19 protein-coding genes are annotated in these 24,292 nt (G+C 46.6%); 8 read left to right on the top strand and 11 right to left on the bottom strand.

The features are described 5' to 3' along the window. Window positions 1–117 precede the first annotated feature (117 nt). Complete coding sequence (locus QUA56_RS06665; RefSeq protein ID WP_333354808.1) at window positions 118–2,160, bottom strand: serine/threonine-protein kinase; 2,043 nt, start codon at window positions 2,158–2,160, stop codon at window positions 118–120. 32 nt (window positions 2,161–2,192) lie between these two features. Beyond that, on the bottom strand, window positions 2,193–2,426 hold the full coding sequence (locus QUA56_RS06660) for a hypothetical protein (protein ID WP_333354806.1): 234 nt from the start codon (window positions 2,424–2,426) through the stop codon (window positions 2,193–2,195). 230 nt (window positions 2,427–2,656) lie between these two features. Between QUA56_RS06660 and msrP the strand changes: the two genes are divergently transcribed. From msrP to QUA56_RS06640, 4 genes are all read left to right on the top strand, one after another. Continuing rightward, window positions 2,657–3,640 carry a protein-methionine-sulfoxide reductase catalytic subunit MsrP gene (gene msrP / locus QUA56_RS06655; RefSeq protein ID WP_333354803.1) on the top strand — a complete coding sequence of 328 codons (984 nt, stop codon included), beginning with the start codon at window positions 2,657–2,659 and terminating at the stop codon, window positions 3,638–3,640. Window positions 3,641–3,900: 260 nt separating this feature from the next. Next, on the top strand, window positions 3,901–4,560 hold the full coding sequence (locus QUA56_RS06650; RefSeq protein ID WP_333354800.1) for a Uma2 family endonuclease: 660 nt from the start codon (window positions 3,901–3,903) through the stop codon (window positions 4,558–4,560). 3 nt (window positions 4,561–4,563) lie between these two features. Then, window positions 4,564–4,911, top strand: coding sequence for a DUF433 domain-containing protein (locus tag QUA56_RS06645; RefSeq protein ID WP_333354797.1), 348 nt, complete (start codon window positions 4,564–4,566; stop codon window positions 4,909–4,911). Window positions 4,912–4,915: 4 nt separating this feature from the next. After that, window positions 4,916–5,137 (top strand): DUF5615 family PIN-like protein, encoded by a 222-nt coding sequence (locus QUA56_RS06640; RefSeq protein WP_333354795.1) that lies wholly within the window; start codon window positions 4,916–4,918, stop codon window positions 5,135–5,137. A gap of 387 nt (window positions 5,138–5,524) precedes the next feature. On the opposite strand, the gene miaA is transcribed toward QUA56_RS06640, so the two are convergent. Further along, a complete protein-coding gene (gene miaA, locus QUA56_RS06635) occupies window positions 5,525–6,439 on the bottom strand; it encodes a tRNA (adenosine(37)-N6)-dimethylallyltransferase MiaA (protein ID WP_333354793.1) in 915 nt (304 codons plus the stop codon). Between the two features lie 257 nt (window positions 6,440–6,696). Between miaA and QUA56_RS06630 the strand changes: the two genes are divergently transcribed. The 3 genes from QUA56_RS06630 (at window position 6,697) to QUA56_RS06620 (ending at window position 11,074) form a co-directional block, all read left to right on the top strand. Beyond that, window positions 6,697–7,944: an ATP-binding protein gene (locus QUA56_RS06630; RefSeq protein ID WP_333354790.1), complete on the top strand. Its 1,248-nt coding sequence runs from the start codon at window positions 6,697–6,699 to the stop codon at window positions 7,942–7,944. Between the two features lie 223 nt (window positions 7,945–8,167). After that, window positions 8,168–10,108: a DNA topoisomerase (ATP-hydrolyzing) subunit B gene (gyrB, locus tag QUA56_RS06625; protein WP_333354787.1), complete on the top strand. Its 1,941-nt coding sequence runs from the start codon at window positions 8,168–8,170 to the stop codon at window positions 10,106–10,108. Window positions 10,109–10,357: 249 nt separating this feature from the next. Beyond that, the gene (locus QUA56_RS06620) at window positions 10,358–11,074 is read left to right on the top strand and encodes a heme oxygenase (biliverdin-producing) (RefSeq protein ID WP_333354784.1); all 717 of its coding nucleotides are present in this window, start codon (window positions 10,358–10,360) and stop codon (window positions 11,072–11,074) included. Between the two features lie 321 nt (window positions 11,075–11,395). On the opposite strand, the gene QUA56_RS06615 is transcribed toward QUA56_RS06620, so the two are convergent. Further along, window positions 11,396–12,061, bottom strand: coding sequence for an S-layer homology domain-containing protein (locus QUA56_RS06615; protein WP_333354782.1), 666 nt, complete (start codon window positions 12,059–12,061; stop codon window positions 11,396–11,398). Between the two features lie 24 nt (window positions 12,062–12,085). After that, window positions 12,086–15,652 (bottom strand): transcription-repair coupling factor, encoded by a 3,567-nt coding sequence (mfd, locus tag QUA56_RS06610; RefSeq protein WP_333354780.1) that lies wholly within the window; start codon window positions 15,650–15,652, stop codon window positions 12,086–12,088. 433 nt (window positions 15,653–16,085) lie between these two features. On the opposite strand from mfd, the gene QUA56_RS06605 reads away from it, so the two are divergent. Continuing rightward, window positions 16,086–17,417 (top strand): hemolysin family protein, encoded by a 1,332-nt coding sequence (locus QUA56_RS06605; RefSeq protein ID WP_333354777.1) that lies wholly within the window; start codon window positions 16,086–16,088, stop codon window positions 17,415–17,417. A gap of 221 nt (window positions 17,418–17,638) precedes the next feature. Here the strand turns inward: QUA56_RS06605 and QUA56_RS06600 are convergent, their stop codons facing one another. From QUA56_RS06600 to QUA56_RS06575, 6 genes are all read right to left on the bottom strand, one after another. Then, window positions 17,639–18,970 carry a hypothetical protein gene (locus QUA56_RS06600; protein WP_333354774.1) on the bottom strand — a complete coding sequence of 444 codons (1,332 nt, stop codon included), beginning with the start codon at window positions 18,968–18,970 and terminating at the stop codon, window positions 17,639–17,641. A gap of 2 nt (window positions 18,971–18,972) precedes the next feature. Next, window positions 18,973–20,298 (bottom strand): hypothetical protein, encoded by a 1,326-nt coding sequence (locus QUA56_RS06595; protein WP_333354771.1) that lies wholly within the window; start codon window positions 20,296–20,298, stop codon window positions 18,973–18,975. A 13-nt stretch (window positions 20,299–20,311) separates the two neighbouring features. Then, the gene (locus tag QUA56_RS06590; RefSeq protein ID WP_333354769.1) at window positions 20,312–21,544 is read right to left on the bottom strand and encodes an SGNH/GDSL hydrolase family protein; all 1,233 of its coding nucleotides are present in this window, start codon (window positions 21,542–21,544) and stop codon (window positions 20,312–20,314) included. A 4-nt stretch (window positions 21,545–21,548) separates the two neighbouring features. Next, a complete protein-coding gene (locus QUA56_RS06585) occupies window positions 21,549–21,713 on the bottom strand; it encodes a DUF5989 family protein (RefSeq protein ID WP_333044816.1) in 165 nt (54 codons plus the stop codon). Next, window positions 21,714–22,121 (bottom strand): SxtJ family membrane protein, encoded by a 408-nt coding sequence (locus QUA56_RS06580; RefSeq protein WP_333354766.1) that lies wholly within the window; start codon window positions 22,119–22,121, stop codon window positions 21,714–21,716. It abuts the gene before it with no gap. 108 nt (window positions 22,122–22,229) lie between these two features. Then, window positions 22,230–24,206 (bottom strand): carbamoyltransferase, encoded by a 1,977-nt coding sequence (locus QUA56_RS06575; RefSeq protein WP_333354763.1) that lies wholly within the window; start codon window positions 24,204–24,206, stop codon window positions 22,230–22,232. Window positions 24,207–24,292 lie beyond the last annotated feature (86 nt).

Genomic DNA, 24,292 nt, shown 5'->3' with positions numbered 1-24,292 from the left:
AAACACACCCCAGATATATATCCTCGGTAGGGACACGGCACTGCCGTGTCCTCGGTATCATTCCGATGCAACCGGAAACAATACTACTGCTTGCCTAACTCAGGGCGATCGAACAAATCAAGGAGACAGCCGCCACACCTTAATCGTGTCGTCAAAACTGCCGCTGATCAGAGTCTTGTCTTGAGGATTAAAAGCCAATTCCACCCAAGTAGAATGACCCTTCAGGGTACCGGGTTCCCCGCCATCCATCGCCCACAGCTTGATAGTCCCGCTCAAATCGGCGCTGGCGAGCGTTTGGCCGTCGGGACTGAAAGCTAGAGACTGAATTCGATCGGCATGACCCCTAAAAGTCACCTCGCCCGAGGGCTGCGGCCCGTGTTTCGTGGTGATATCCCAAATCCTCACTGTATTGTCCCAACCGCCGCTGCCCAAAATTTTACCGTCAGGGCTGACAGTAAGAGCCGAAACAGCATCGGCGTGACCCGTGAGAGTCGCTTGGAATTCCCCAGTCTTCCAATTCCACATCTTGATAGTACCGTCGCCGTTGCCAGTAAAGAGAGTGTCTTTATAGGGACTGAAAGCCACCGAATGCACGGCGTCAGGAATCCCTTTGAGAGTTTCCAACTCGGCCCCGCCTTCCACTTGCCACAGCTTCAAACTTTTGTCCTTACCGACACTGGCGAGGGCCTGGCCGTCGGGACTGAAAGCCACCGAGAACACGCCGTCTTTGTGTCCGTCCAAAGTCCGAATTAACTTGCCAGAATAGAAATTCCACAATTTAATCGTACCGTCAGCACTGCCGCTGGCGATCGTCCTGCCGTTGGGACTGACGGCCACCGACCACACAGGCCCCAAATGTCCTGCTAAAACCTTGAGCACCTTGCCGTGACGCTTGTGCAGCAGACGAATTGTGCCGTCGTTATTCCCGCTGACTATCACGCGGCCGTTGGGAGTGACTGCTACCGCCCAAACCGGGTTTTTGTCCTGATCCGCCAGAGTGCGTACTGCGGGCCGGGACTGCGATTCCTGACGGCTGAAATCCTGCATGGGGGGCGGATTGAACCGAATTTCGGGAATGCTAGAAGCAGGCTCAGAAGAAGTGAAAGCCTGCGGTGCAGGAGATGGCAAGCGAGAACTTAGCACTACCGACAGCAGGGCAACCGCCGCTCCTCCCCAAAGGGCCAAAGTCCACTTGGGTTTGCTGAGAATCACGTCTATCGGTGCCGGGCCGTGTTTCATGTCTGTGAGAATTGCCTCGATCGCTCGATAGCGTTTTGATGGTTCTCGCTGCACCATTTTATCCAGAATGCGGCCTAGTCGCGCCGAAACTGGTACTTTCAAATAATCCCTCCAGGCCCAACTCTCGGCTTTGATGTCAAACAAATCAAAGGGCGACATTCCCGTTAACAAGTGAATGCAAGTGACGCCCAAACTGTAGATGTCGCTGCTGGGAATAGCTTGACCTTTAATTTGTTCCGGGGCCGCGTATTCGGCAGAACCTGTCACTGTTTCTGTTTTCAGCGGCCCGGTGTTTGCCGGAATTGTCGCGCCGAAATCGACTAAAACTAGCCCAGAGGCACTTTCCTCGGACAGGGGATGCAGATGCTCTTTCCCTGCCAAAGCTGCGGATGCTTGGGGAGTTTTCCGGTGAATAATATTGGACGGTTTGATATCTCGGTGAATCAGTTGATGTTCGTGAACAAATTGCAGGACTGGCAACAATTCGCTCAGCAGATACCAAATTTGAATTTCTTTAACAACACCTTTTTCTGAAAGCCGATCGGCCAAATTGCGGCCTTCGATGTATTCTTGCACTAAATACTGGCAGCCTTCGACTTCAAAAGATGCCAGCAGTTTCGGTATTTGGGGATGTTTGCCCAACTCGCCGAGAACTGAGGCCGAGCCGCGAAATGCCCGGTTTTGCTGGTTTTGACCGTCGGCTGCTGCTGCGGGCCCGCAGAACTGTTGAATGACGCAGCGGGGTTGCGAAGGTTGGTCTTCATCGACTGCTAAGAAGGTGCGGCAAGTGAGACTTTGACCGAGGGTGTGAAAGACTCGGTAGCGGCCTTTTAGCAGCAAATTCGACTCGCAACTTTTGCAGACTGTCGCGCGATCGAGATTTTGGGGATTCTGGCAATTGGGATTGGTGCAGTAACTCATTTGTCTTTCCGCTGGAGACCCCCCGTCCGACATTATTGCTGGTGGGGGAGGAAAGCGGGGCGGTGCGTGCCGCTTCCTGTGGACAAATTAAATAATTGGAATCTTTGCTCGATCATAATTGTTTCCCAGATTTTCGCCACAATTGCACGCGGTCGATCGCGCGTAAATAATTGCTGACTTTCCTGCGAGCAAGGTTTAATAGGTCGATCGTACGGGCGGGCAGGATACCCACCCCACAAGAAAATCATTCTTTGTGGAACAGGCATCTTGCCTGTTCTTTAGAATGGTGCAATATCTCAGTTGTTACGGAATTACGTTATACTCTCATTGCGAATACTTGCATTGCGATCGCAGCAAAGCAATTGCGAGGCAGTGCTAAATATCCGCGATTCTCCCTTCTCTGGAGTCAATCTAAAACCTCAAATCTCAAATTGACTAACAGATGAAAAATTAGGCAACTTTCGCCAAACTAACTACTAACTTCTAACTATTACTTATGCCATTAATTCGCGTCCCCAAATCTTGGGAAATTCTCGACTCCCAAATTACCCCAGAAACAGCTTTTGTCAACCGCCGCCGCTTCATGACAAATTTAATTGGCGCAGGCGTGACGGCTTCGCTGCTACCGCTGACAAGCTGCCAAAGCAATGCTAGCTCAAAAACAGCTTTGGAGGCTAGCTCAACCCAAGCATATTCGGGATTGACCCGGAATCCTGCCTTTGCGAAAGTCGATCGAGCGATTACCGACGAAGCCTTAGCTACAAAATATAACAATTTTTACGAATACGGCGGCACAAAATCTATTTGGCAAGCCGCTCAAGCTTTGCCAACAGAAAACTGGAAAATAGAAGTAGGCGGTTTAGTAAAAAATCCCCGAACTTATGATATTGACGACCTCTACAAAAAATTTCCCATCGAAGAACGAGTTTATCGATTTCGCTGCGTAGAAGCGTGGGCGATGGTAGTTCCTTGGGTCGGATTTCCCATGAAATTGCTGATGGCCGATGTCGAACCGCAATCAAACGCTAAATTCGTTCGTTTCACATCATTTTACGACCCCAAAATTACCAAAGGTGCCAGTGTATTTTCCCAATTTTATCCTTGGCCGTACACCGAGGGAATGCGAATTGAGGAAATGGCAAACGATTTAGCATTTTTTGCCACAGGCTTGTACGGCAGAAAACTACCCAAGCAAAATGGCGCACCGCTGCGGCAAGTGATTCCTTGGAAGTACGGTTTTAAGGGCGCAAAGTCGATCGTCAAAATTGAATTTGTCGAACAACAGCCCGCCACTTTTTGGAATACAATCGGTCCCAACGAATACGCCTTTGAAGCAAATGTCGAACCCGACAAACCGCACCCCAGATGGTCGCAGGCCAGCGAACGGATAGTCGGCCCCGGTAACAGTTGGTCTTGGGAAACTCGCCCGACTTTGCCCTATAACGGTTACGGCGAATATGTAGCTAGTTTGTACAGTTAATTGACGGATTTCCCCTCGTTTCTAGGCTCTGCCTAGGAACGCAGATTTGGAGGCTCTGCCTCCTTATTCCCGCGAGGCATAGCCTCCGATCCCCTCGTTTCTAGGCTCTGCCTAGGAACGCAGATCCGGAGGCTCTGCCTCCTTATTCCCGCGAGGCATAGCCTCGGATTCAGGCATTCCCAGGCAGAGCCTGGGAACGAGAAAAAACATCCTATTACCCTCTATAATAAAAATTGATGAAGCTACCAAGGAATTGTTAAATGGTAACAACAACATCAACTCCCGTCGAGCAGCAAACTACCCCTGTAGAAAACCGAGTTATTTTAAAAGGTGTCAGTTGGTCAACTTTTAAGGCATTGCTGGCAGATGTTGGGGACGATAGAGCTTGGAGAATTGCTTACGATAGAGGATTATTAGAAATCAGGATGCCGCTGGAAGAACACGAAGAACCCAAACGACTGATAGAAAGCTTTGTGGAAGCCATTGTAGATGAGCTGGAAATTGAACTTAGGAGTCTCGGTTCTCTGACTCTCGAACGGGAAGATTTAACTCGCGCTATCGAACCTGATAGTTGTTTCTACATTCAAAATGAATCTTTAGTTAGAGGTAGAAATATCAATTTGCTAAATGACCCGCCGCCCGATTTAGCAATAGAGTCAGATTACACGAATTCTTCTGTGAATAAGTTTACAATTTATGCTGCTCTTGGCGTTCCCGAACTTTGGAGGTACCGGCGCCAATCTCTGCAAGTTTATCAACTGGTAGACGGGAAATATGAAATGTGCGATCGCAGTTTAGCTTTTCCCTTTTTACCCGTTGCAGAAATTCCCGGTTTCATCGAACAAAGCAGAACAGTCGGACAGCGGGCGGCTGTGCGTTTGTTTCGGCAAAGAATTAGAGAGATGTTAGTAGAGGTTTGAACGATGCAACTTGAAGACTACTTCGATTTTTTAGCTCCTAACGATATTCGCATTAAGGGAACAAGGGTAGGAATTGAAACAGTCCTCTACGATTTCATTCATCGCAAGCGGACACCAGAAGAAATTGCTCAGAGTTACCGCACTCTAACGCTAGAGCAAGTCTATGTGACTATTGTTTACTACCTGCACAACCAGGAAACTGTTAGCAAATACTTGGCTGATTGGATGGAGTTTGGTCATCAGCAACGCAAGTTACAAGAATTAAACCCCCCACCTGCTCTAGTTTGGTTGCGGCAAGAGTTAGCTAAGCGCAAGCAGACTTCTGAAGAACAGGTTGCAATACAACAGTAAACTCATGACACTCCGCTACCTTTTGGATGAAAATGTCGATTCTGCCTATCAAATTCAATTGCTAAGACGGAATCCCAGTTTAACTGTTTTATCAGTTGGCGATCCAGGTACACCGCCTAAGTCAACGCTAGATCCAGATATTCTTTGCTGGTGCGAAGAACAGGGTTTTGTGCTAGTCACAAATAACCGCAGTTCTATGCCAGTACACCTAACAGATCATATATAGCCTTTCTCAAAAAGATGAGGTATGACTGACAGCTTACATAACCACCCAGACTAAGCTGTTCTGCATTTAAATTGTATGTCAAAAAACAATCAAACTGTTGTGGGTGGGCGTCCCGCCCGCCTCGAATATGCAATTTAAATGCGCGACAGCTTAAGAGGGCTGAAGCCCAACTACGTACCTCATCTTTCTGAGAACCGCTATAAATCAAGGTCGTCATGTACCGGGAATTTTTATTTTGAATCCCAATTTGAGCATGGGTCAAATAATTGATAACTTGATTGATATTGCCGAGGTGTCACCAGAAGATAAATATCAGGATGTAATTATCTATCTGCCAGTAATTTGATGGGCGGATGAATCCGCAGGAGCAATCTCAAATCTCAAATCTCAAATCTCAAATCCCATGACAAATTTCTGTACTCTATGCCAAACTCGCTCCAATAAATCTGGTGCGCTAACATCAAACCATTCAATTTCAGGATAAGCTCGAAACCAAGTCCGCTGTCTCTTTGCAAATTGCCGCGTGTGCAAAATTGTTAATTCTTTAGCTTCTTCAAGCTTAATGTCGCCAGCCAAATATTGTTTCATTTCCAGGTATCCCAGCGTGTTCAATAATGGCAAGTCGCAGCCGTATTTTTTACACAAATATTCTACTTCACCGATCCAACCGCGTTCTAGCATTTGTTCGGTGCGCTGTTCGATCCGATCGACCAAAACATCGATCGCGCAATCCAACCCAATTTGTAAAATAGGATAATTGGGAGGATTTTCCCCCTGCTGTTCGGAAATAGAGCGACCGGTGACATAAAATACTTCCAGTGCCCTCAAAGTTCTTACTGGGTCATTGACGTGAATTTTCTCAGCGGCAGAGCGATCGACCTGCTGCAACATGGCGTAACATTGAGATTGTCCGAGTTCTGCAAGTTGCGATCGCAATTCGGGCATCGGCGCTACCCTCGGAATTTTCAAACCGCGCACGATCGATTTAATATATAAGCCCGTCCCTCCCACCAACAACAGGGGGGGAGAAACAGGAAAATCGACATCAGCAATTAATTTTTGAGCTTGCTGTTGGTACTCTGCTAGTGTCAGAGTTTCTGTCGGATCGCAGATGTCAATTAAGTGATGCGGTACACAAGTGCGATCGACCGCCGTCGGTTTTGCGGTTCCGATGTCAAATTCGCGGTACACTTGACGGGAGTCCGCACTCAGGATCGAGGATTGCAGTCGCGAAGCCACAGCCACAGCCACTCCCGACTTCCCAGTCGCCGTCGCCCCGCAAATCGTAATTAATCTAGGCATAAGCTGTCGCACATTTCCCTATTAAAACTCTCAAATCCTCTCCTATCAATGCTTTCCCCTCTCTCCCTTCACTGATTCACCGCGATCTGCCTGGGCAGTCCTCCAGCAATCTCAAAACTATTCCCCTCCCTCCCCCCGATAAATTTCCATTCAGAAAGCCCTAGCATCGCGTTTAACGGTTTTGTGCTATAATTTTAGGAGTTTTCCCATTTTAGAAGCTTTCGGGGCTTTAGGCTCATTATGGGAGCTATTTTTGTATGACCAGCAGCTACAGCGCCGACCAAACTCAAGTTCTCGAAGGTCTCGAAGCAGTCCGCAAACGACCGCGGATGTACATCGGTACCACCGGACCACGAGGGCTCCACCATCTAGTTTACGAGGTTGTTGACAACTCGATTAATGAAGCGTTGGCCGGTTACTGCACTCGCATCGAAGTTGACCTCAACACTGACGGTTCTATTACCGTGACAGACAACAGCCGGGGAATTCCCACCGAGATTCATTCCAAAACTGGCAAATCATTCTTGGAAGCAGTTTTAACAGTTCTCTGCTTTGTCGGCAGGAGTGGCGACGGCTACAATGTTTCTGGAAGTATCCGCGGACTTGGGCTAGCAATTGTCAATGCTTTGTCTGAATGGTTGCAGGTGACTGTTTGGCACCAGGAGCAAATTTACAGCCAGCGTTTTGACAAAGGCATGGCAGTTACGCAACTGACAATAAAACCGAGTCCTGAAAACCGCACGGGTACGTCGATTTGTTTCAAGCCAGATGCGGAGATTTTCAAGGATGGCGTCGAGTTCGATCGCAGCACTCTGGCGCTTCATCTGCAGCAGCTTGCTTATCTCAATCCCGGTCTAAAAATTATTTTGACTGACAACCGCTGGGAAATACTCGGCAGCAGTTCTCCTTGCATCGAAACTTATTGCTTCCCCGCTGGTATCCGGGAATATGTCGCCAACCTGAACTCCGACGTGGAACCGCTACACCCAGATATTATTTACCTTCAGGGCGATCGGGACGGTGTACAAGTAGAAATAGCTTTTCAGTGGCACGTTCCGAGCCAAGATAATTCCTGCGGCCGACTGTTAGGTTTTGCCAACTGCGTTCGGAGTATTGACGATAGTCCTTACTTTTACAGATTCCAATTTGCGGTGACGCGCACGATAAATAATATTGCCCGCGAGTTGGGCAAACTAAAAGACACAGACCCAATTTTAAGTTGGAAGAAGGTTTTAGAATGTGGTTTCACTGGTATCATTGCCCTGAAAGTACCGAATCCAGAGTTGGAAGGCCCGACGAGAACTCGGTTAGCCAACCCGGAGGTAGGAGAAATGGTTAAATCTTTGGTGGAAAACGAGTTGATGGAATATTTGACCGCCCGCCCGGAAGTTGCAGGGGCAATCGTCCAACAGGCGATCGAGGCCCGCGACGCAGAAGCAGAAGCACTCAAAGCGCGGGCATTGCGCCGAAAGCAAGAATTACTGGAATACAAGAACTCGCAGTAAACTGCCACGGACGATCGCACTTCTTAACCTTCCAGCTAACAGCCCCGCCACCAAATGTTAATAGCTCCCCAAGTAAAACTACTATGCCGGGTACGTCCCCCCGATAAATTTCCCTTCAGAAAGCCCTAGCATCGCCTTTAACGGTTTTGTGCTATAATTTTAGGAGTTTTCCTATTTTAGAAGCTTTTGGGGCTTTAGGCCTCATTATTGGAGCTATTTTTGTATGACCAGCAGCTACAGCGCCGACCAGATTCAAGTTCTCGAAGGTCTCGAAGCAGTCCGTAAACGACCGGGGATGTACATCGGTACCACCGGCCCGCGAGGACTCCACCATCTAGTTTACGAGGTTGTGGACAATTCCATAGATGAGGCGCTGGCTGGCCACTGCACTCACATCGAGATTGACATCAACGCCGACGGTTCCGTTACCGTGACAGACGACGGCCGGGGTATTCCGACCGGCATCGTTGCCAAGACTGGCAAATCGGGAATAGAAACAGTAATGACTGTACTTCACGCCGGCGGTAAATTTGGCGGTGGTGGCTACAAGGTTTCTGGAGGATTGCACGGTGTAGGTATTTCTGTTGTTAACGCGCTGTCTGAGTGGGTAGAAGTGACAGTTTGGCTCGACCAAAAAGAACATTTACAGCGCTACGAAAGAGGCAATCCAGTTACTGAACTTAAGGTCAAGCCCCACAAAGGCACTCGCACCGGCACTTCAGTTTCTTTCTTGCCAGATACTCAAATATTTAGCACTGGCATTGAATTTGATTACACTACACTTGCCGGGCGCTTGCGAGAATTGGGTTACTTGAATGCGGGCGTGAGAATTACGTTTAGCGACCACCGTTTGGAACTGCTCAAAAGTAGCGAACCTCGCATCGAAACATACTGTTACGAGGGCGGAATCAAGGAATATATCGCCTACATGAACCGCGAAAAGCAGCCTCTGCACGAAGAAGTGATCTACGTGCAAGGAGAACGCAACAACGTGCAGATAGAAGTGGCTTTGCAGTGGTGCGTCGATGCTTTTAGCGACAACGTTTTAGGTTTTGCTAACAACATTCGGACGATCGACGGAGGCACGCACTTAGAAGGTTTGAAGGCAGTTTTGACGCGGACGATGAATTCGATCGCCCGCAAGCGCAACAAAATCAAAGAACACGAACCCAACCTCGCCGGCGAAAACGTTCGCGAAGGTTTGACAGCAGTGATTTCGGTCAAAGTCCCAGACCCGGAATTTGAAGGCCAAACTAAAACTAAGCTAGGCAATACAGAAGTTAGGGGAATTGTCGATTCCTTGGTAGGCGAAGTATTGACAGAATATTTAGAGTTTCGCCCCCAGGTAGCTGACGCTATTTTGGAAAAAGCTATTCAGGCATTTAAAGCTGCTGAAGCCGCCCGCCGCGCCCGCGATTTAGTGCGCCGAAAATCAGTTTTAGAATCCTCTCCTTTGCCTGGAAAATTAGCAGATTGCAGTTCCAGAGACCCCGCCCTGTCTGAGATATACCTGGTGGAGGGGGATTCTGCGGGCGGATCGGCAAAACAAGGGCGCGATCGCCAATTCCAAGCAATCCTGCCTCTGCGCGGTAAAATTCTCAACATTGAGAAAACAGACGACGCCAAAATCTACAAAAATAACGAAATTCAATCGTTAATTACAGCCCTGGGTTTGGGCATCAAAGGCGAAGAATTCGATCCGGGTCAATTGCGGTATCACCACATCGTAATTATGACTGACGCTGACGTTGATGGTGCCCACATCCGCACGCTGTTGCTGACTTTCTTCTACCGCTATCAGCGCGCACTTGTAGAACAAGGTTACATCTATATTGCTTGTCCTCCTCTCTATAAAGTGGAACGCGGACGCAATCATTACTACTGTTACAGCGATCGCGAAATGAACAATCTCGTCCGCAATGAATTTCCGGCGAATGCTAATTACACGATCCAGCGGTTCAAAGGTTTGGGTGAAATGATGCCGACACAGTTGTGGGATACCACGATGAACCCAGAAACTCGGACTCTGAAACGGGTGGAGATTGAAGACGCTGCTGAGGCCGATCGCATCTTTACGATCTTAATGGGCGATCGTGTCGCCCCCCGCCGCGAATTCATCGAAACCTACGGCCCCAAACTCAACCTCCTCGACTTGGACATCTAAGTTAGTTGACAGTTGACAGTTGGCAGTTGACAGTTGACAGTTCTTTGCTGGCGAGGATGAGTCATTAGTCATCAGTCATTAGTTAGTGGCTGATGACTGATGACTACTGACTACTGACTACTGCCAACTTTTGTTATAAAAATTAATACAATCTCTCATCAAATCGATCTAAGGTAAATGCTTAGGTAATTTTGAGATTTTTGGCGCATCCATCAACTACCGCAAAAATAGAAGGTTGGACAATATAGTATGAGCATCAATTTAGCGACCAAATTGCGTGAGGGAACGAAAAAGTCCCACACGATGGCAGAAAACGTCGGTTTTGTCAAGTGTTTTTTAAAAGGCGTTGTAGAAAAAACTTCTTACCGGAAGTTAGTAGGAAACCTCTACTTTGTCTACTCGGCAATGGAAGAGGAAATGGAACGCCAAAAGCAGCACCCGGTTGTTTCAAAAATTTACTTTTCTGAGTTGAATCGCAAACAAAGCTTAGAGCAAGATTTATTTTACTACTACGGTGCGAATTGGCGCGAACAAGTAGCTCCGTCAGCAGCAGCTAAAGCTTATGTGGAGCGGATTCACGAAATCTCGGCTACCGCACCGGAACTGTTAGTAGCTCACTCTTACACTCGTTATTTGGGCGACTTATCCGGCGGACAAATCCTGAAGGGAATTGCCCAGCGCGGGATGAATCTTACCGAGGGAGAAGGCACTGCTTTCTATGAATTCCAGGATATTCCTGATGAAAAAGAATTCAAAGCTAACTACCGTCAGGCAATGAATGAACTGCCGATTGACGAAGCCACCGCAGACCGAATTGTTGACGAAGCTAATGCAGCTTTTGGCATGAACATGAAGATGTTCATGGAGTTAGAAGGCAATTTGATTAAAGCTGTCGGTCAGATGCTTTTCAATACCCTGACGCGGAAGCGCGGCGGCGGCAGTACCGAATTGGCTACTGCTGATTGAGTTAAAGCTCACTGGGGATAATTTGAGCCTCGTTTAAGAGGAAAAGTTTAAATCCTGGGGGTTTGATGGCTGCTTTTACAGTCACCAAAGCTCCGGGATTTTGCATGGCGGGCGATCGACTTTTTCTAGAAGAGGGAAGAAGGAAGAAGGAAGAAGGAAGAAGGAAGAAGGAATAATGCCCTGTTTGGCCAATGCCCAATGCCCAATGCCCAATGCCCTGTTTGGCCAATGCCCAATGCCCAATGCCCTGTTTGGCCAATGCCCAATGCCCAATTACCAATTACCAATTACCTATTCTCATGCAAATGAAACTTACTATATTTACCTTCCCATGCCGCGATTAGGAGGCTGCTCGTCCGGGACAGGCAAAGAAGTTGGCTTTACCTGCCTCTCCAAATACTTGCTCAAAGCGTAAGCGATATCTCCGCGAGTCATCGGCTTCAAAGGATTAATCTTATTAGTTCCGAGTTCAACATTAACAAACCCTTCATAAAGTGCAGTAGCCATAGACTTTCTAGCCCAATTAGGGATTTCCCCTGCATCTGGATACTGAGCTAAAATCTCGGCAATGCTGGCATCGGGAAACTGAAAAACCCCGTAAGCTTGAGCAAAAATCGCCAACGCTTCAGCGCGAGTTACCCTTTGATTTGGGAAAAACATTCCGTCCCGATATCCATTCATCGTTCCCGTTTTCAAAGCAGTTTGAATCTCACTGTAAGCCCAGTAACTCTTAGGTACGTCCGGCAATTCCATCTCCGGTTTCTGAGCTGTTTTCCGCCGTTCCAAACCAAACGTTTTCACTAAAATCACCGCCAAATCGGCGCGGCTGACAATGCCCTCAGCATTAAAATTGCCGGTAGCATCTTTTTTCATCAATCCTGCGCTTACAACCCGGTCGATCGGGTCAATTATTTGTTGAGCTTTAACCGCCATTGGCACTCCTTGCACTATCGCGATCGCAAAAAAAACACAGATTAACTTTTTCACGATTTGATATTCCGGGATTTTATATTAAAATAAAACATTGGCTTCCGGCAAAGCGCCCTGCATTTTACCCAGCCAATCAATCAAATTATCCAATTGCTTTTGGGCCGTCAAAACCGCCATACCCCGAATAGTAACCTTCCCTTTGCTGTAGACAAAACGAGAGCGCAAATGTTCCGGCAAATTAGCCTTGAGCAAATTCCAAGCAGGTTCCTCCATCGGGGTTTCCAAAACAATGTGCTGCTTGTTTTCCGGTTTAATGCGAGAAAAACCGATTTGCTTAGCGATTTGTTTGAGTTCGACAACACGGATAAGTTGCTGGGCCGGAATAGGAATGGGGCCGTAGCGATCGCACCAATCGGCCCGAATCTGCTCCAACTCTTCAGGGGTATTAGCAGAAGCAACAGACCGATAAGCGCTCATCTTTTGATCCAAATCCGCGATGTAATCAGCAGGAATAAACGCTGTCAAAGTGAGGTCGATTTGCGTGTCCTCCACTTTCGGAATTTCCTGGCCCTTAATTTCGCGAATAGCTTCCTCTAACATTTCAGCATACAAATCAAAACCGATCGCCTCCATTTGACCAGACTGTTCAGTACCCAAAACATCACCCGAACCGCGAATTTCCATATCTCGGACAGCCAACTGATAGCCAGAGCCCAACTGCGCGAACTCTTGAATTGCCCGCAACCGCTGCCTTGCAGCATCCGACAGTTGGTTCTGCTTCGGATAAAACAGCCAAGCGTGAGCTTGAATCCCCGCGCGTCCCACCCGTCCCCGCAACTGGTACAGTTGACCCAAACCGAACCGCTGCGCGTCTTCAATCAAAATTGTATTGACTCGCGGAATATCCAAACCCGACTCAATAATCGTCGTGCACACCAAAATATCAAACTCCGCCGCACTGAAAGTCAGCATGATCGATTCTAGTTCCGAAGCCTCCATTTGACCGTGGGCGATCGCAATTCTCGCCCCCGGAACCATTTGCTGCAACTTATCCGCCAACTCATCAATCCCCTCAATCCGCGGCACCACATAAAACACCTGACCGCCCCTGTCCAATTCTTGACGAATTGCCGTCCGCACCGCTTCCAAATTGTAGGGGGATAAATGCGTCTGAATCGGGCGGCGGCTGGGTGGCGGAGTCGCAATCAAACTCATCTCGCGAATCCCCGACAGCGACATATACAAAGTCCGGGGAATCGGCGTTGCGGTGAGAGTCAGCACATCTACTTCAGTTTTCAGAGCTTTAATCGCTTCCTTTTGCTTGACCCCAAACCGCTGTTCTTCGTCCACCACCAACAAGCCCAAATCCCGAAATTTAATCGCTTTGCTCAAAACAGATTGAGTACCGACAATCACGTCTAATTCCCCAGTCGCCAAGCGCTTGTGAATCTCCCGGCGCTCGGTTTCAGTGCGAAAGCGATTGAGCAAACCAACTTCGATCGGATAAGGGGAAAAACGCTCTGAGAGCGTGTGATAGTGCTGTTGGGTCAAAATCGTCGTCGGTGCGAGCAAAGCCACCTGCTTGCCCGCTGTAACTGCCTTAAAAATAGCTCGGAGAGCGACTTCCGTCTTGCCGAAACCGACATCGCCGCAGACCAGGCGATCCATCGGTCGATCGCCCTCCATGTCGCGTTTGACATCTTGAGTTGCCTTCAACTGATCCGGCGTTGGTTGGTAGGGAAAAGAATCCTCCAACTCTTGCTGCCAAGGCATATCAGGAGGAAAAGCGTAACCTTGTTGCTTAGCTCTTTTAGCATAAAGATTCAGCAAATCTACCGCTAATTTCTTAACAGCTTTGCGAACTTTTGTTTTAGTTTTTTCCCAAGTTTGACCAGTCAGTTTGTTGAGATCGGGTACTTTATCGCCTACAGTCCGAAACCTCGACAAAGCACCCAATTGATCTGCCGCCACCCTCAGAGTACCGTCAGCGTATTGAAGCACCAAATATTCGCGAGTTTCGCGATCGATCGTCAAGCGTTCCAACTTCAGAAACTTGCCCACTCCGTGCTGGCGGTGAACCACAAAATCCCCGGGACTCAGCTTGTTCGGGTCAACCTTTTTAGAAGCAGCGCGGCGGCGTTTGCGGACGTAGCTAAAAGTTGCCAGGGAATGCTGGCCGTAGAATTCCCGATCGGTAATTAAAACTATCCGAAAAGTCGGCAGAATAAACCCTTCCAATTCTGCCAGCCCGCTGTACTTCAAAGCAACCGGAACGTGCTGCAACTGCAACTTGTCGATCGCCAAATAATCGCGCGGATTCACCACAAACTGAGCCGGACAGTCGTGTTCCGACAGCAGAGAAACCGATCGGCTGGGTTGAGCCGAAACCAGAAAAACCGTAAAACCCCGATCGCGCTCTTCCCTGAGCATTTGAGACAGCTTCGCAAATTGATGAGGCATCACAGGCACAGGCCGAGAAGCCAAATTAATCGCAGGCGGTAGCTGGTCGCCCTCCGCAGAGCTTTGAGCTTTTTTAGTAGTAGAATCTTCTGCCAATTCTGAAAGTTCAAGTCTGTCGAAACCTGCGACATCTGCCATAGATTCAGCAAAGGTGCGGTGAATTTTCGGAACCTTCAAAGTAGCAATCGGCAACTTTTCGGTTTCCCCATCCGCAACTTCCGATTGCCGATTGCAATTATTCCACTGTTCCCGTGCATTCTCAAACCAGCGGTCGCTGTGAGCTTCGCACCCTTGCGGTTCGTCAACCAAAACTAAAGTATTTTCTGGCAAATAATCCAACAAAGATGCGGGTTTTTCAAATGCTAAACCCAACAGCCTGCGGACAAATTTTTCGGCTTCATTTTCTGTGTCAACAGAGCCTATGCGGTTGATTTCGTCAAGCTTTTTTTCAGCTAAAACTGCTTTAATAATTGCGTTAAAATTAGTAGGAGTTAAAACTAACCGATCGACCTTATCGAGCGATCGCTGGTTCGAGGGATCGAACTCCCGAATTTGCTCCAAATTATCCCCGAACCATTCCAGCCGCACCGGCAACTCTGCCGCTACCGGAAACACATCGACAATATCGCCCCGGCGGCTCCACTGGCCCTCCATTTCGACCAGATTCACCCGATCGTACCCCATCGAAACCAGTTGGCGGTCGAGTATCTTCGAGTCTTGAACTTCGCCTCGTTTGAGCGTCAGACAGTAGGGTTCAAAAGCACTTCTTGGGGGCAAATGAGGCTGGAGAGCTCTTTCAGTAGCTACAATCGCGATCGGCTTAGACGAATTGGCGATTTTTTCTTCCTTATCCACCAAATCCGCCAGCACCTGCATTTGCCCCCAAGTCATTTCGTTCTCGTCGGAGTAAGATAGCTCGTAGGGCGAAGCCTCCGAAGTCGGGTAAAAATGTACAGTTTGCCAGCCCATCGCCTCTAAAGAGGCCACCCAGCGGCCGGCTTCTTCGAGAGTTGCCGTCACGGCTAATAGGTTTCGCCCTTCTTGCTGTGCTAGGGCGGAAGCTACTAAGCCTTTAGGCAAACGGGCGATGCCGGACAGTTGCAGGCAATGATGCCGTTTGAGCTTGTTGAGAAGTTCTGTTGCTAGGGGCGATCGCCCCAGGGTACGAATTATCGAAGAGAAAGTCATGCGCTGTTAATTTTAATCCCCGATGGGCGAAGGCTCTTCCTCGCTACCTACTAAGGAAGATTGTACGACAAACATCTATCATTGTGGCGATCGGCTGTTGGTAGTTCCACTCAACTGCGGGTAGATATCTGCTAGAGGCCTTCTCTAAATATCTCGAACTTGCGATCGAAATGAGCCAGTTCCGTTACTCTAGTGACAGGTTGAGAAACAATTTCGATTTTGCGATCGAGATTGACAGCTTCCAGACCTCTCCTGTGACTGCACCCAAAGACGGATACAAGCCCCCGACTCAAGTTGTGAAGATCGAAAAATTTTAGACATTAGGGAAATCCCCCAGATACTGGCTGCGGAGTCAATCTAAAATCTAAAATCTAAAATCTAAAATCGACTAACCGGGCAGTGCGCTTCGCCTTTACCACCGATAATTTGAGAAATGTCCCCAAGTACCGATATTCTGATTGTTCTCCTGCTGGTTTTCCTCAATGGCGTGTTTGTGATGTCAGAGATGGCCATCATCTCAGTACGGAAGGTGAGACTGCAACAGATGGCTAACCAGGGTTCGACAAATGCCCGTGTAGCATTGGATCTGGCTAATGCCCCGAATCAGTTCTTGCCGACAGTTCAAATCGGGATTACGCTGCTGGCTATCCTGTCGGGCGCTTTCGGAGAAACGACCATTGCTAAAAGAGTAGAGCCTCTGTTGCGCTTGATTCCGGTTTTGGCGCCCTACTCTGGGGCGATCGCTTCAGTCATCGCAATTTTAACCATAACTTATCTCACCATAATTATTGGCGAGCTGGTGCCGAAGCGGCTGGCCCTCAACAACCCTGAGCCGATCGCCTCTAGTGTCGCTATTCCCATGCGAATGCTCTCAAAAATTGGTGCTCCTGCTGTTTATGTTTTAAGTTATTCCACTGACTTAATTTTGCGGATTATGGGAATTGTGCCTTCAACAGAACCGCAAGTTACAGAGGAAGAAATTAAAGTTTTAATAGAGCAAGGAACAGAAGCCGGAACCTTTGAAGAAGCCGAACAAGACATGGTAGAAAGAGTCTTTCGTTTGGGCGATCGGCGAGTCAGCGCCTTAATGACCCCGCGGCCCGATCTTACCTGGCTCGACCTCGACGACTCAGTAGAAGAAAACCGCCAAAAAATGCTCGGCAGCGGTCATTCTCGGTTTCCAGTTTGTCAGGGCGGGCTCGACAACGTTGTCGGTTTAGTACACGTTACCGATATGCTGTCTCGCACTTTGACCGGTCAACCCCTCGATTTAAGCGCTTCTTTACGACGACCTTTATTTGTACCGGAAAGCACGCGGGGTTTAAAAGTATTAGAACTTTTCAAACAATCTAGCAATCAAATTGCTTTGGTAGTAGACGAATACGGCGTTATTCAAGGATTGGTGACAGTCAACGACATTTTAGTCGAACTCGTTGGCGACTTTCCCTCGGTTGAAGATGCGGACGAGCCACAAGCCGTGCAGCGCGAAGACGGTTCTTGGCTCTTAGACGGAATGCTACCAGTCGAAGATTTTTTTGAGCTGTTTGGAATCGAAGAATTGTCAGCAGAACACAAAGGAAGTTACCACACAATGGGCGGTTTTGTGATTACAAATTTGGGCAAAATTCCCACAGCAGCCGAGCATTTTGAATGGAACGGTTTGCGGGTGGAAGTAGTCGATATGGACGGCAACCGAGTTGATAAGATATTGGTAATGCCGATCGAGTCAACGGGCGATCGATCTAAAACCGAACCAAAAACCTAAAAACCATTCGCCACAGTCAATGCTTCTCATCAGCCCAGATAAAATGTACATTTCCTTTGTAGGGGGCGGGTTTCACCAACAATCTCGGCAATCATTCAAAATATAAATAAACCCGCCCCCACCCCACGGTAAATCGAAATGTACATTCAATTTTACCCTGGGGAGGGGGCGGGTTTTTGAGATTGTTTGTTTGAGTCGTTGATGGTTGGTGCAACCAGCCCCTACTTCTTCTTGTTTCTTTCATCCTTCCGCAAAGATTCCAGAATCGAACGGCCTACATAATTGCTAAAAATTACCTCTCCAGCTTGATTGTAGTGGCAGCAGCTATCTACATAAACAGCATCTTTAGTCTTGTCAAAAACATTAACAGCATTCAATATATCAATATTATTTTTCTCCAAATTCGGAAACTTCTTAAAAAGAGCCGGATATCCAAGTTCCACAGCCCTAGCATAAGGAGTATCCTTGTTAAAAGCAATCTGCTTTTCAGCTTCACCAAACACCCTTTTCGTCTGATAATATTGATTGGGCTGGAGAACATGAAAATAAGGCACATTACTAGCAGCCAGCACTTTGTGCATAAAAATTGAACTTTTCGCCCAATTCCATGCCATTGCTTCAAAAGCTGCTGAATCCTGTAAAACAGACTTATTAGTATTGATATAAATCACACTACCGCTGTCATCTTTTTGTTGTTTATTCCCTTCTTTTTCAAACTTAATAACATCTCTTTTATAGTTATTTACTAGATTTTGAACGTACACAGAAGTCAAAGCATCGCACGCAGCTAAAGAGCAGTGTTGCAAACTTTCCAAACCCTGATTAATCCTAGTTTTATTTTCTTGGATTCTGATAGTTGCTTTCATAGCTTTGATAGAAAGGCTATTATTCGCTAAATTAGCCAGCGGCAAAATATGCTGAATGCTTGGCATCGCCAGATCGATTTTATTTTTATTGTTTAAATTAGACAGTGCTACTTCATTAAAGCCATCTATATTAACGACCATATCTAATTCTTGACCTAAAGCCAAAAAGTAGTTTAAAATTAATAATTGCTGCGGTTGTTTGTAGCCTCCGGTAGCAAATGACAAAATTACAAATTCTCGATCTTTGAGAGCCGGAAGCTGCTTGAGGTATTGAGGTAAAATTTTATTTTGAACTTCAAATATTCCATAATTAGAAGCCACAGAACCGCCAAAAACTCCGATAATAAATTGATTGGGTTTAGTCTTTTTGAAAGGGTAATCGTAAGGAGAGATAAATCCGTAGTTGTTAACCTTAAAACCGGGCCGAAAATCAGCGCTGGGTTTTTGAATAAACCCAAAAAAAGGATGAAATCTTTCGACTATAGACTCATTGAGCCGCACTCCTTCTAAATTAATTCCTAAAGCCGACTTATCTTGCGCCTTTTCTCTAGTATAGAAAAATTGCTTGTGCTTGAGAAAATACCATCCCAAGGAACCGATTTCCAAGAAAATAAATAAAAGCCCTAAGTTAATCAAAGCAATTTTCAGGATTTCTTGGCTTTTGTTCATAAACTTAAAATCTTTCATATCTATTTCGGCTTTCTTACTACTTGAATAATGGAACTGGAAACATAGTTTGCCAATACGTCCTCTCCCACTGAATTATAATGACAGCAGGCATCTTTGTAAACCGTCTCTTTTGTATTGTCCAAAATATTCACGGCGTTAAAAACATTAACCCCAGCTTTTTGCAAATCATCGACTTTGGACAACAGTACCGGATAACCTTTTTTCACCCCTTCGATGTAAGGACTCTTCTGGTCGATCGCGATTTCGTTTTCCTTGGCGGTAAAGGCTCGCTTAGTGGGATAATACTGGTTGGGTTGGATAAAGTGAAAATACTTAATCTTTCTACTTGATAAAATTTGATTCATCCCGATCGACGATTCGTACCACATCGATGCCATTTTCTCAAAAGCAGCGCGATCTTGCAAAACATAGTCAGCTTTGGGAATGTATACTATACCGCTATTTGCCGTGTCTGGGTTGGATTGTTTGACTTGCCGATCGTACTTGACAACGGCTTGCTGGTAATCGTTGACTAATTGTTTCACTTGTAGCGAGGTAACAGCGTGACACAAAGCAAGTTGACAAGTTTGCAATTTGTCAATCCCTGCTTTCAACTCTTTTTTGTCTTCGCTAATTTGCGCGATCGAACTCATGGCTTCCGGCGACAAGTTGTTGTTGGCTAAGCCCGTCAGAGGCTGTATGTGCTGAACGCTGGGCATTCCTATTTCTACTTGGCCTTTGTTGTTTAGATTTGACAGTGCTACTTCGTTAAAACCGTCAATATTGATGACTAAATCTAACTCTTGACCCAAAGCCAGAAAGTAATTTAAAATTAATAATTGTTGGGGCTGTTTGTATCCGCCGTTGCCGAAATTTAAAACCACAATTTCTTTATTAGCAAATTCTGGATAACTCTGCAATTTTTTAGACAATACTTGACTTACATATTCATCTACGGCAAAATTGTTAGCAACTGAACCGCCAAAAACTCCGATAATAAATTGATTTTTATTGGTTTTAATAAAGGGATATTCGTATAGGGAAAAAAAGCCTTCTTTGTTGACTTTTAACTTTAATTTTTCATTGGTAAAAGCACCTTGTTTGAGTACGTAGCCAAAAAACGGGTGCAGTCTTTCTACGATAGATTCATCTAGTCTAATGCCCAGGCGTTCTATATCTTCTACTACTTTTTCTTTAGCTTTAGTTCTGGTATAAAAAAACTGCTTTTGGTTGATAAAATAAAAAGCTAGTGACAAAGCTTCCAGACAAATAAAGGCGATCGCCAAATTAACAGCGATTAAAATTAATATATTTTTGCCTTTTTGTAGTGCAGTTGAATCTTTCATGAAATTTGACTGATTACGGTTGTTTTTTGGGAACTTGAGACTGCTTCAAATTTTCGCACAAATTTCGGTTAATCAGGATACTAGCCAGCCGGTGTCCGAGTTCATTCCAGTGACCCCGACAGGGTACAGAATTCTCAAAACCGTGGGCGCAGACTTGATATTTTTCAGTATAACCTTGAAACTGTTCGGCTAAATTCAGTACCCGAAAACCCTCGCGCGCGCCCAATTTTTCCAGGCGCCTATCGGGATAAAACAAATCCTGAATCTTGTTCTTTCTCATGAAATTTTTTCGCATCTTGGCATCCCGTTCAACTTGCATCGGATCGCCGATCGTCACAACTAAGAAATCAGCATTTTTCTGCACGACTTCATTCCGCATCGTCACAATCAAACCCTCTGTCACCCTCCACGCCTCTTGCCAAGCTGCATTCTGAGGTTCCTTGAGGTTTAGGGTACTTAAAGCGGTAAAATCCTCAGATAACTGCCGCTTTTTGCTATCTAAATCTACCTTTTTAATCACCTGCAAAATGCGCGAATTGTTGACGATCAAAGCGGGCATCCGGTCTACAAATGAAACTGCTTTTTCGTTGCGGTCGATCGGCGCTAGATTGCGAAAAGACATATCCGGTACTAACTTGCCGCTAGCATCATACACAAAAAATGGTCGGTAGCGGTCGTATTCTAGTTTTGGGGAATTGTTAATTATATCATTGCCAATAAAAAATGCAAGAACTACAATATCAGGATTGTAATCCCACACTTTTTTTCGCAGCATTATCAATTCTTGAGCAGTACCGTAACCCTGCACTCCGAAATTAATTACCTCAACATTTTTTCGCCCCTTAACGGCCTCGCAGTTGCCTAACTTGCGTTCCAATTTCGACCAGAAAGTTTGTTCGACAGGTACGTGAATTGCTTCGGTGAAAGAATCGCCCAAAACTGCCACCCGCAGAGTATTGGGAGGTTTTGCTTTTGTGTGTTCGCGATCGCGCAAACCCTCGCTATTCACCTGCACAAAACTCGCACCTTCCCCCTTCCACTCCCCCGACGCACCCGGTTTCAGCTTCCAGCCCAAATTTGGATCGGAAGTGTGGAAACCAGTTGGCGCCGAGTCTACGAAATCTCCTATTTTTTGATAACCTTCAATCCCCGCCGCCCGCAATCCAACTTCACCAATTATCACCCCCATCAATAAACCGCCGAGTGTCAAACCTAAATTGACACCCAAATTCTTCAACTTGCTCATTCTTTCAAAACAGGGTGTAAATAAACGGAGCAATCACAGAACCGTGACTCAATACAATCAAAGCTCCCAAAAAGACTAAAGTCACAATTAACGGCAACAGCCAATACTTTTGGCGTTCTCTCATAAACGCCCACAAATCTTTGATAAAGTCTAATGTTGATTCAAACACTTAGAAAGGACGCTCCATACTAATTTTTGTTCTTGCTTTACTTGGGATGCGGTAAGTATCCATTTTAGGATTGAGTTTGCGCCGCATTGCATCTTCGCCGAAAATGTTTTTGAGCACTCCCATCGGCCAAATTATCAGGTAAAAAACTATCCCTAGGACGATCGGCGTTTGGATTTTGTGGAGGATAAGTCCAAACCGCATCCACCCGTGATAAACGGGATTCAGCGATTTCGGCGCAACTAATGCTAACACAATTAACACTGCGCCGATCATCCAGGGCAACCAAGGTAGAGAATGCCGCCGCAGTAAAGGTACTGCTAAACCGAACAGCACTGCAATCAAGCCGCCAATTAGCAGCCCGAAATCTCGCAAGCCTTTTTTATCGAGTTTTTTAATTTCGTCGCTCATTAGAAATGGGGAATGGGGAATTGGGAATTGGGAATTGGTTATTCGTTATTGGCTATTCGTTATTGGTTATTCGCACACTTCTAATAACCAATAACAACTAACTAATAACTAATCTAGTTCAAATTCATTTTTCCAAGCATCATCTTGTTTCCAAGGAATTTGTTCGGACTTGGGAAGCAAGTAATTTTCCAAAACCAGATAGTCCATTTCGGTTCGCATGAAACAGCGGTAAGCATCCTCGGGAGTGCAAACAATGGGTTCGCCTCGGACGTTGAAAGAAGTATTTACCAGAATCGAACAGCCCGATCGCTCTTCAAAATGGCTGATTAAGTCATAGTACCGAGGATTGGTTTCTTTGTGAACAGTTTGGATGCGAGCCGAGTAATCGACGTGGGTGACAGCCGGAATTTCCGATCGCGGAATGTTGAGCTTTTCAATGCCAAACAACTGCTCTTGTTCCGCAGTCATCGGAATGCGGAGACTGGACTTGACAGGAGCTACCAATAGCATATAAGGGCTAGAATGGTCAATCTCGAAATAATCCGCAACTCGTTCGGCTAAGATTGACGGCGCAAAAGGTCGAAATGATTCCCGATATTTAATTTTCAGGTTCATCACGGACTGCATTTTAGCACTGCGGGGATCGCCAACGATCGATCGACCGCCCAGAGCCCGCGGCCCAAATTCCATCCGCCCTTGGAACCATCCCACCACATTTCCCTGTTCCAAAATCTCAGCCAACTGCGGCATTAATTCGGCATCGTCCAATCGGTGATAGCTGGCTTTGACAGCATCCAAATATTCGAGAATTTCTGCATCAGTAAACCTCGGGCCCAAATAAGAACCCCTCATTTGGTCGTGACAAGTTAAATGAGCAACAGACTTCGCCACAGTTGCCACCGCTTGGTTTGCAGCGAGAACTTCAGTCCTCTCCTCAACCGCTGCGTTTGTAGTGACAAGTTCAGTCTTGAGGGATTCTATACTATTTGCTGTCGAGTTCGCGCTCGCAGTGCGAGTTTGTTCTGAATACTGATACCAAACCGCCAAAGCCGCGCCCAAAGCACCGCCAGCATCTCCCGCCGCCGGCTGAATCCAAATATCTTTGAAAATACCTTCCCGCAAGAGTCTGCCGTTAGCAACGCAGTTGAGAGCAACGCCGCCGGCAAGACAAAGATAATCGACATTCAATTCTTTTTTAACTGTTCTGCAAAGCCGCAAAACAACTTCTTCGGTAACAACTTGAATGGAAGCTGCAATGTCCATTTCTCGCTGAGTCAATTTTCCTTCAGCTTGACGCGGCGGGCCTTCAAACAGTTCGTCAAACTTCTTGTTTGTCATGGTTAAGCCAACAGTATAGTTGAAATAATCCATGTTCAAACGAAAAGTTCCGTCATCTTTGAGGTCGATTAAATAGTTGAGAATTTTGTCTACATACTTGGGTTCGCCGTAAGGTGCTAAACCCATGAGTTTGTACTCGCCAGAGTTGACTTTGAAGCCTGTGTAATAGGTGAAAGCTGAATAAAGCAAACCCAAGGAGTGGGGAAAATCGATTTCCCACTGAGGTGTAAGTTCGTTGCCGTCTCCCAACCAAACCGAGGTTGTTGCCCACTCGCCCACGCCGTCGAGGCACAAAACGGCTGCTTTTTGAAACGGGCTGGGGAAAAATGCCGATGCTGCGTGGGATTGGTGGTGCTCGGTAAATAGCAGAGATGGCAGTTTATTTGTTTTGCAGTTTGCCATTTCTGCGAGCTCTCTTTTGAGCATGGTTTTGAGGTAAAGCTTTTCTTTGAGCCATATCGGCATGGCTGTTAAGAAAGAGCGAAAACCTTGGGGTGCGTAGGCTAAATAGGTTTCGAGAAGGCGCTCGAATTTGACTAAAGGTTTGTCGTAAAAGACTATTCGATCGAGTTCCCGCAAATCTATGTTCGCTTCTTTCAAGCAATAAGCGATCGCATGCTTGGGAAATCTGGCGTCGTGCTTTTTGCGGGAAAATCTTTCTTCCTGCGCTGCGGCTATAATTTCTCCGTCGCGAATTAAGGCTGCGGCGCTGTCGTGATAGTACGCCGAGATTCCAAGTATGTTCATTCGTCTCCTCACAAATCGCAATGCGTTTGTATCTGACTATTTAGAATAGCTATCGATTATAGCTGCTTCAGTGCTGATTGGGAATT

The sequence above is a fragment of the Microcoleus sp. N3A4 genome, from assembly GCF_036701805.1.
Taxonomy (GTDB): Bacteria; Cyanobacteriota; Cyanobacteriia; order Cyanobacteriales; family Microcoleaceae; genus Microcoleus.
Note: the sequence above shows the minus strand (reverse complement) of the source record. Positions and strands in the feature narration are given on the sequence as shown.

Bases quoted from the DNA above. Each gene is read 5' to 3' on its own strand.
- mfd (WP_333354780.1), bottom strand. From the start codon at position 15,652: ATGACTTTCTCTTCGATAATTCGTACCCTGGGGCGATCGCCCCTAGCA.
- QUA56_RS06665 (WP_333354808.1), bottom strand. From the start codon at position 2,160: ATGAGTTACTGCACCAATCCCAATTGCCAGAATCCCCAAAATCTCGAT.
- QUA56_RS06650 (WP_333354800.1), top strand. From the start codon at position 3,901: ATGGTAACAACAACATCAACTCCCGTCGAGCAGCAAACTACCCCTGTA.
- QUA56_RS06580 (WP_333354766.1), bottom strand. From the start codon at position 22,121: ATGAGCGACGAAATTAAAAAACTCGATAAAAAAGGCTTGCGAGATTTC.
- QUA56_RS06660 (WP_333354806.1), bottom strand. From the start codon at position 2,426: ATGCCTGTTCCACAAAGAATGATTTTCTTGTGGGGTGGGTATCCTGCC.
- QUA56_RS06640 (WP_333354795.1), top strand. From the start codon at position 4,916: ATGACACTCCGCTACCTTTTGGATGAAAATGTCGATTCTGCCTATCAA.
- msrP (WP_333354803.1), top strand. From the start codon at position 2,657: ATGCCATTAATTCGCGTCCCCAAATCTTGGGAAATTCTCGACTCCCAA.
- QUA56_RS06590 (WP_333354769.1), bottom strand. From the start codon at position 21,544: ATGAGCAAGTTGAAGAATTTGGGTGTCAATTTAGGTTTGACACTCGGC.
- QUA56_RS06600 (WP_333354774.1), bottom strand. From the start codon at position 18,970: ATGAAAGATTTTAAGTTTATGAACAAAAGCCAAGAAATCCTGAAAATT.
- QUA56_RS06605 (WP_333354777.1), top strand. From the start codon at position 16,086: ATGTCCCCAAGTACCGATATTCTGATTGTTCTCCTGCTGGTTTTCCTC.
- QUA56_RS06620 (WP_333354784.1), top strand. From the start codon at position 10,358: ATGAGCATCAATTTAGCGACCAAATTGCGTGAGGGAACGAAAAAGTCC.
- miaA (WP_333354793.1), bottom strand. From the start codon at position 6,439: ATGCCTAGATTAATTACGATTTGCGGGGCGACGGCGACTGGGAAGTCG.
- QUA56_RS06595 (WP_333354771.1), bottom strand. From the start codon at position 20,298: ATGAAAGATTCAACTGCACTACAAAAAGGCAAAAATATATTAATTTTA.
- QUA56_RS06630 (WP_333354790.1), top strand. From the start codon at position 6,697: ATGACCAGCAGCTACAGCGCCGACCAAACTCAAGTTCTCGAAGGTCTC.
- QUA56_RS06645 (WP_333354797.1), top strand. From the start codon at position 4,564: ATGCAACTTGAAGACTACTTCGATTTTTTAGCTCCTAACGATATTCGC.
- QUA56_RS06575 (WP_333354763.1), bottom strand. From the start codon at position 24,206: ATGAACATACTTGGAATCTCGGCGTACTATCACGACAGCGCCGCAGCC.
- gyrB (WP_333354787.1), top strand. From the start codon at position 8,168: ATGACCAGCAGCTACAGCGCCGACCAGATTCAAGTTCTCGAAGGTCTC.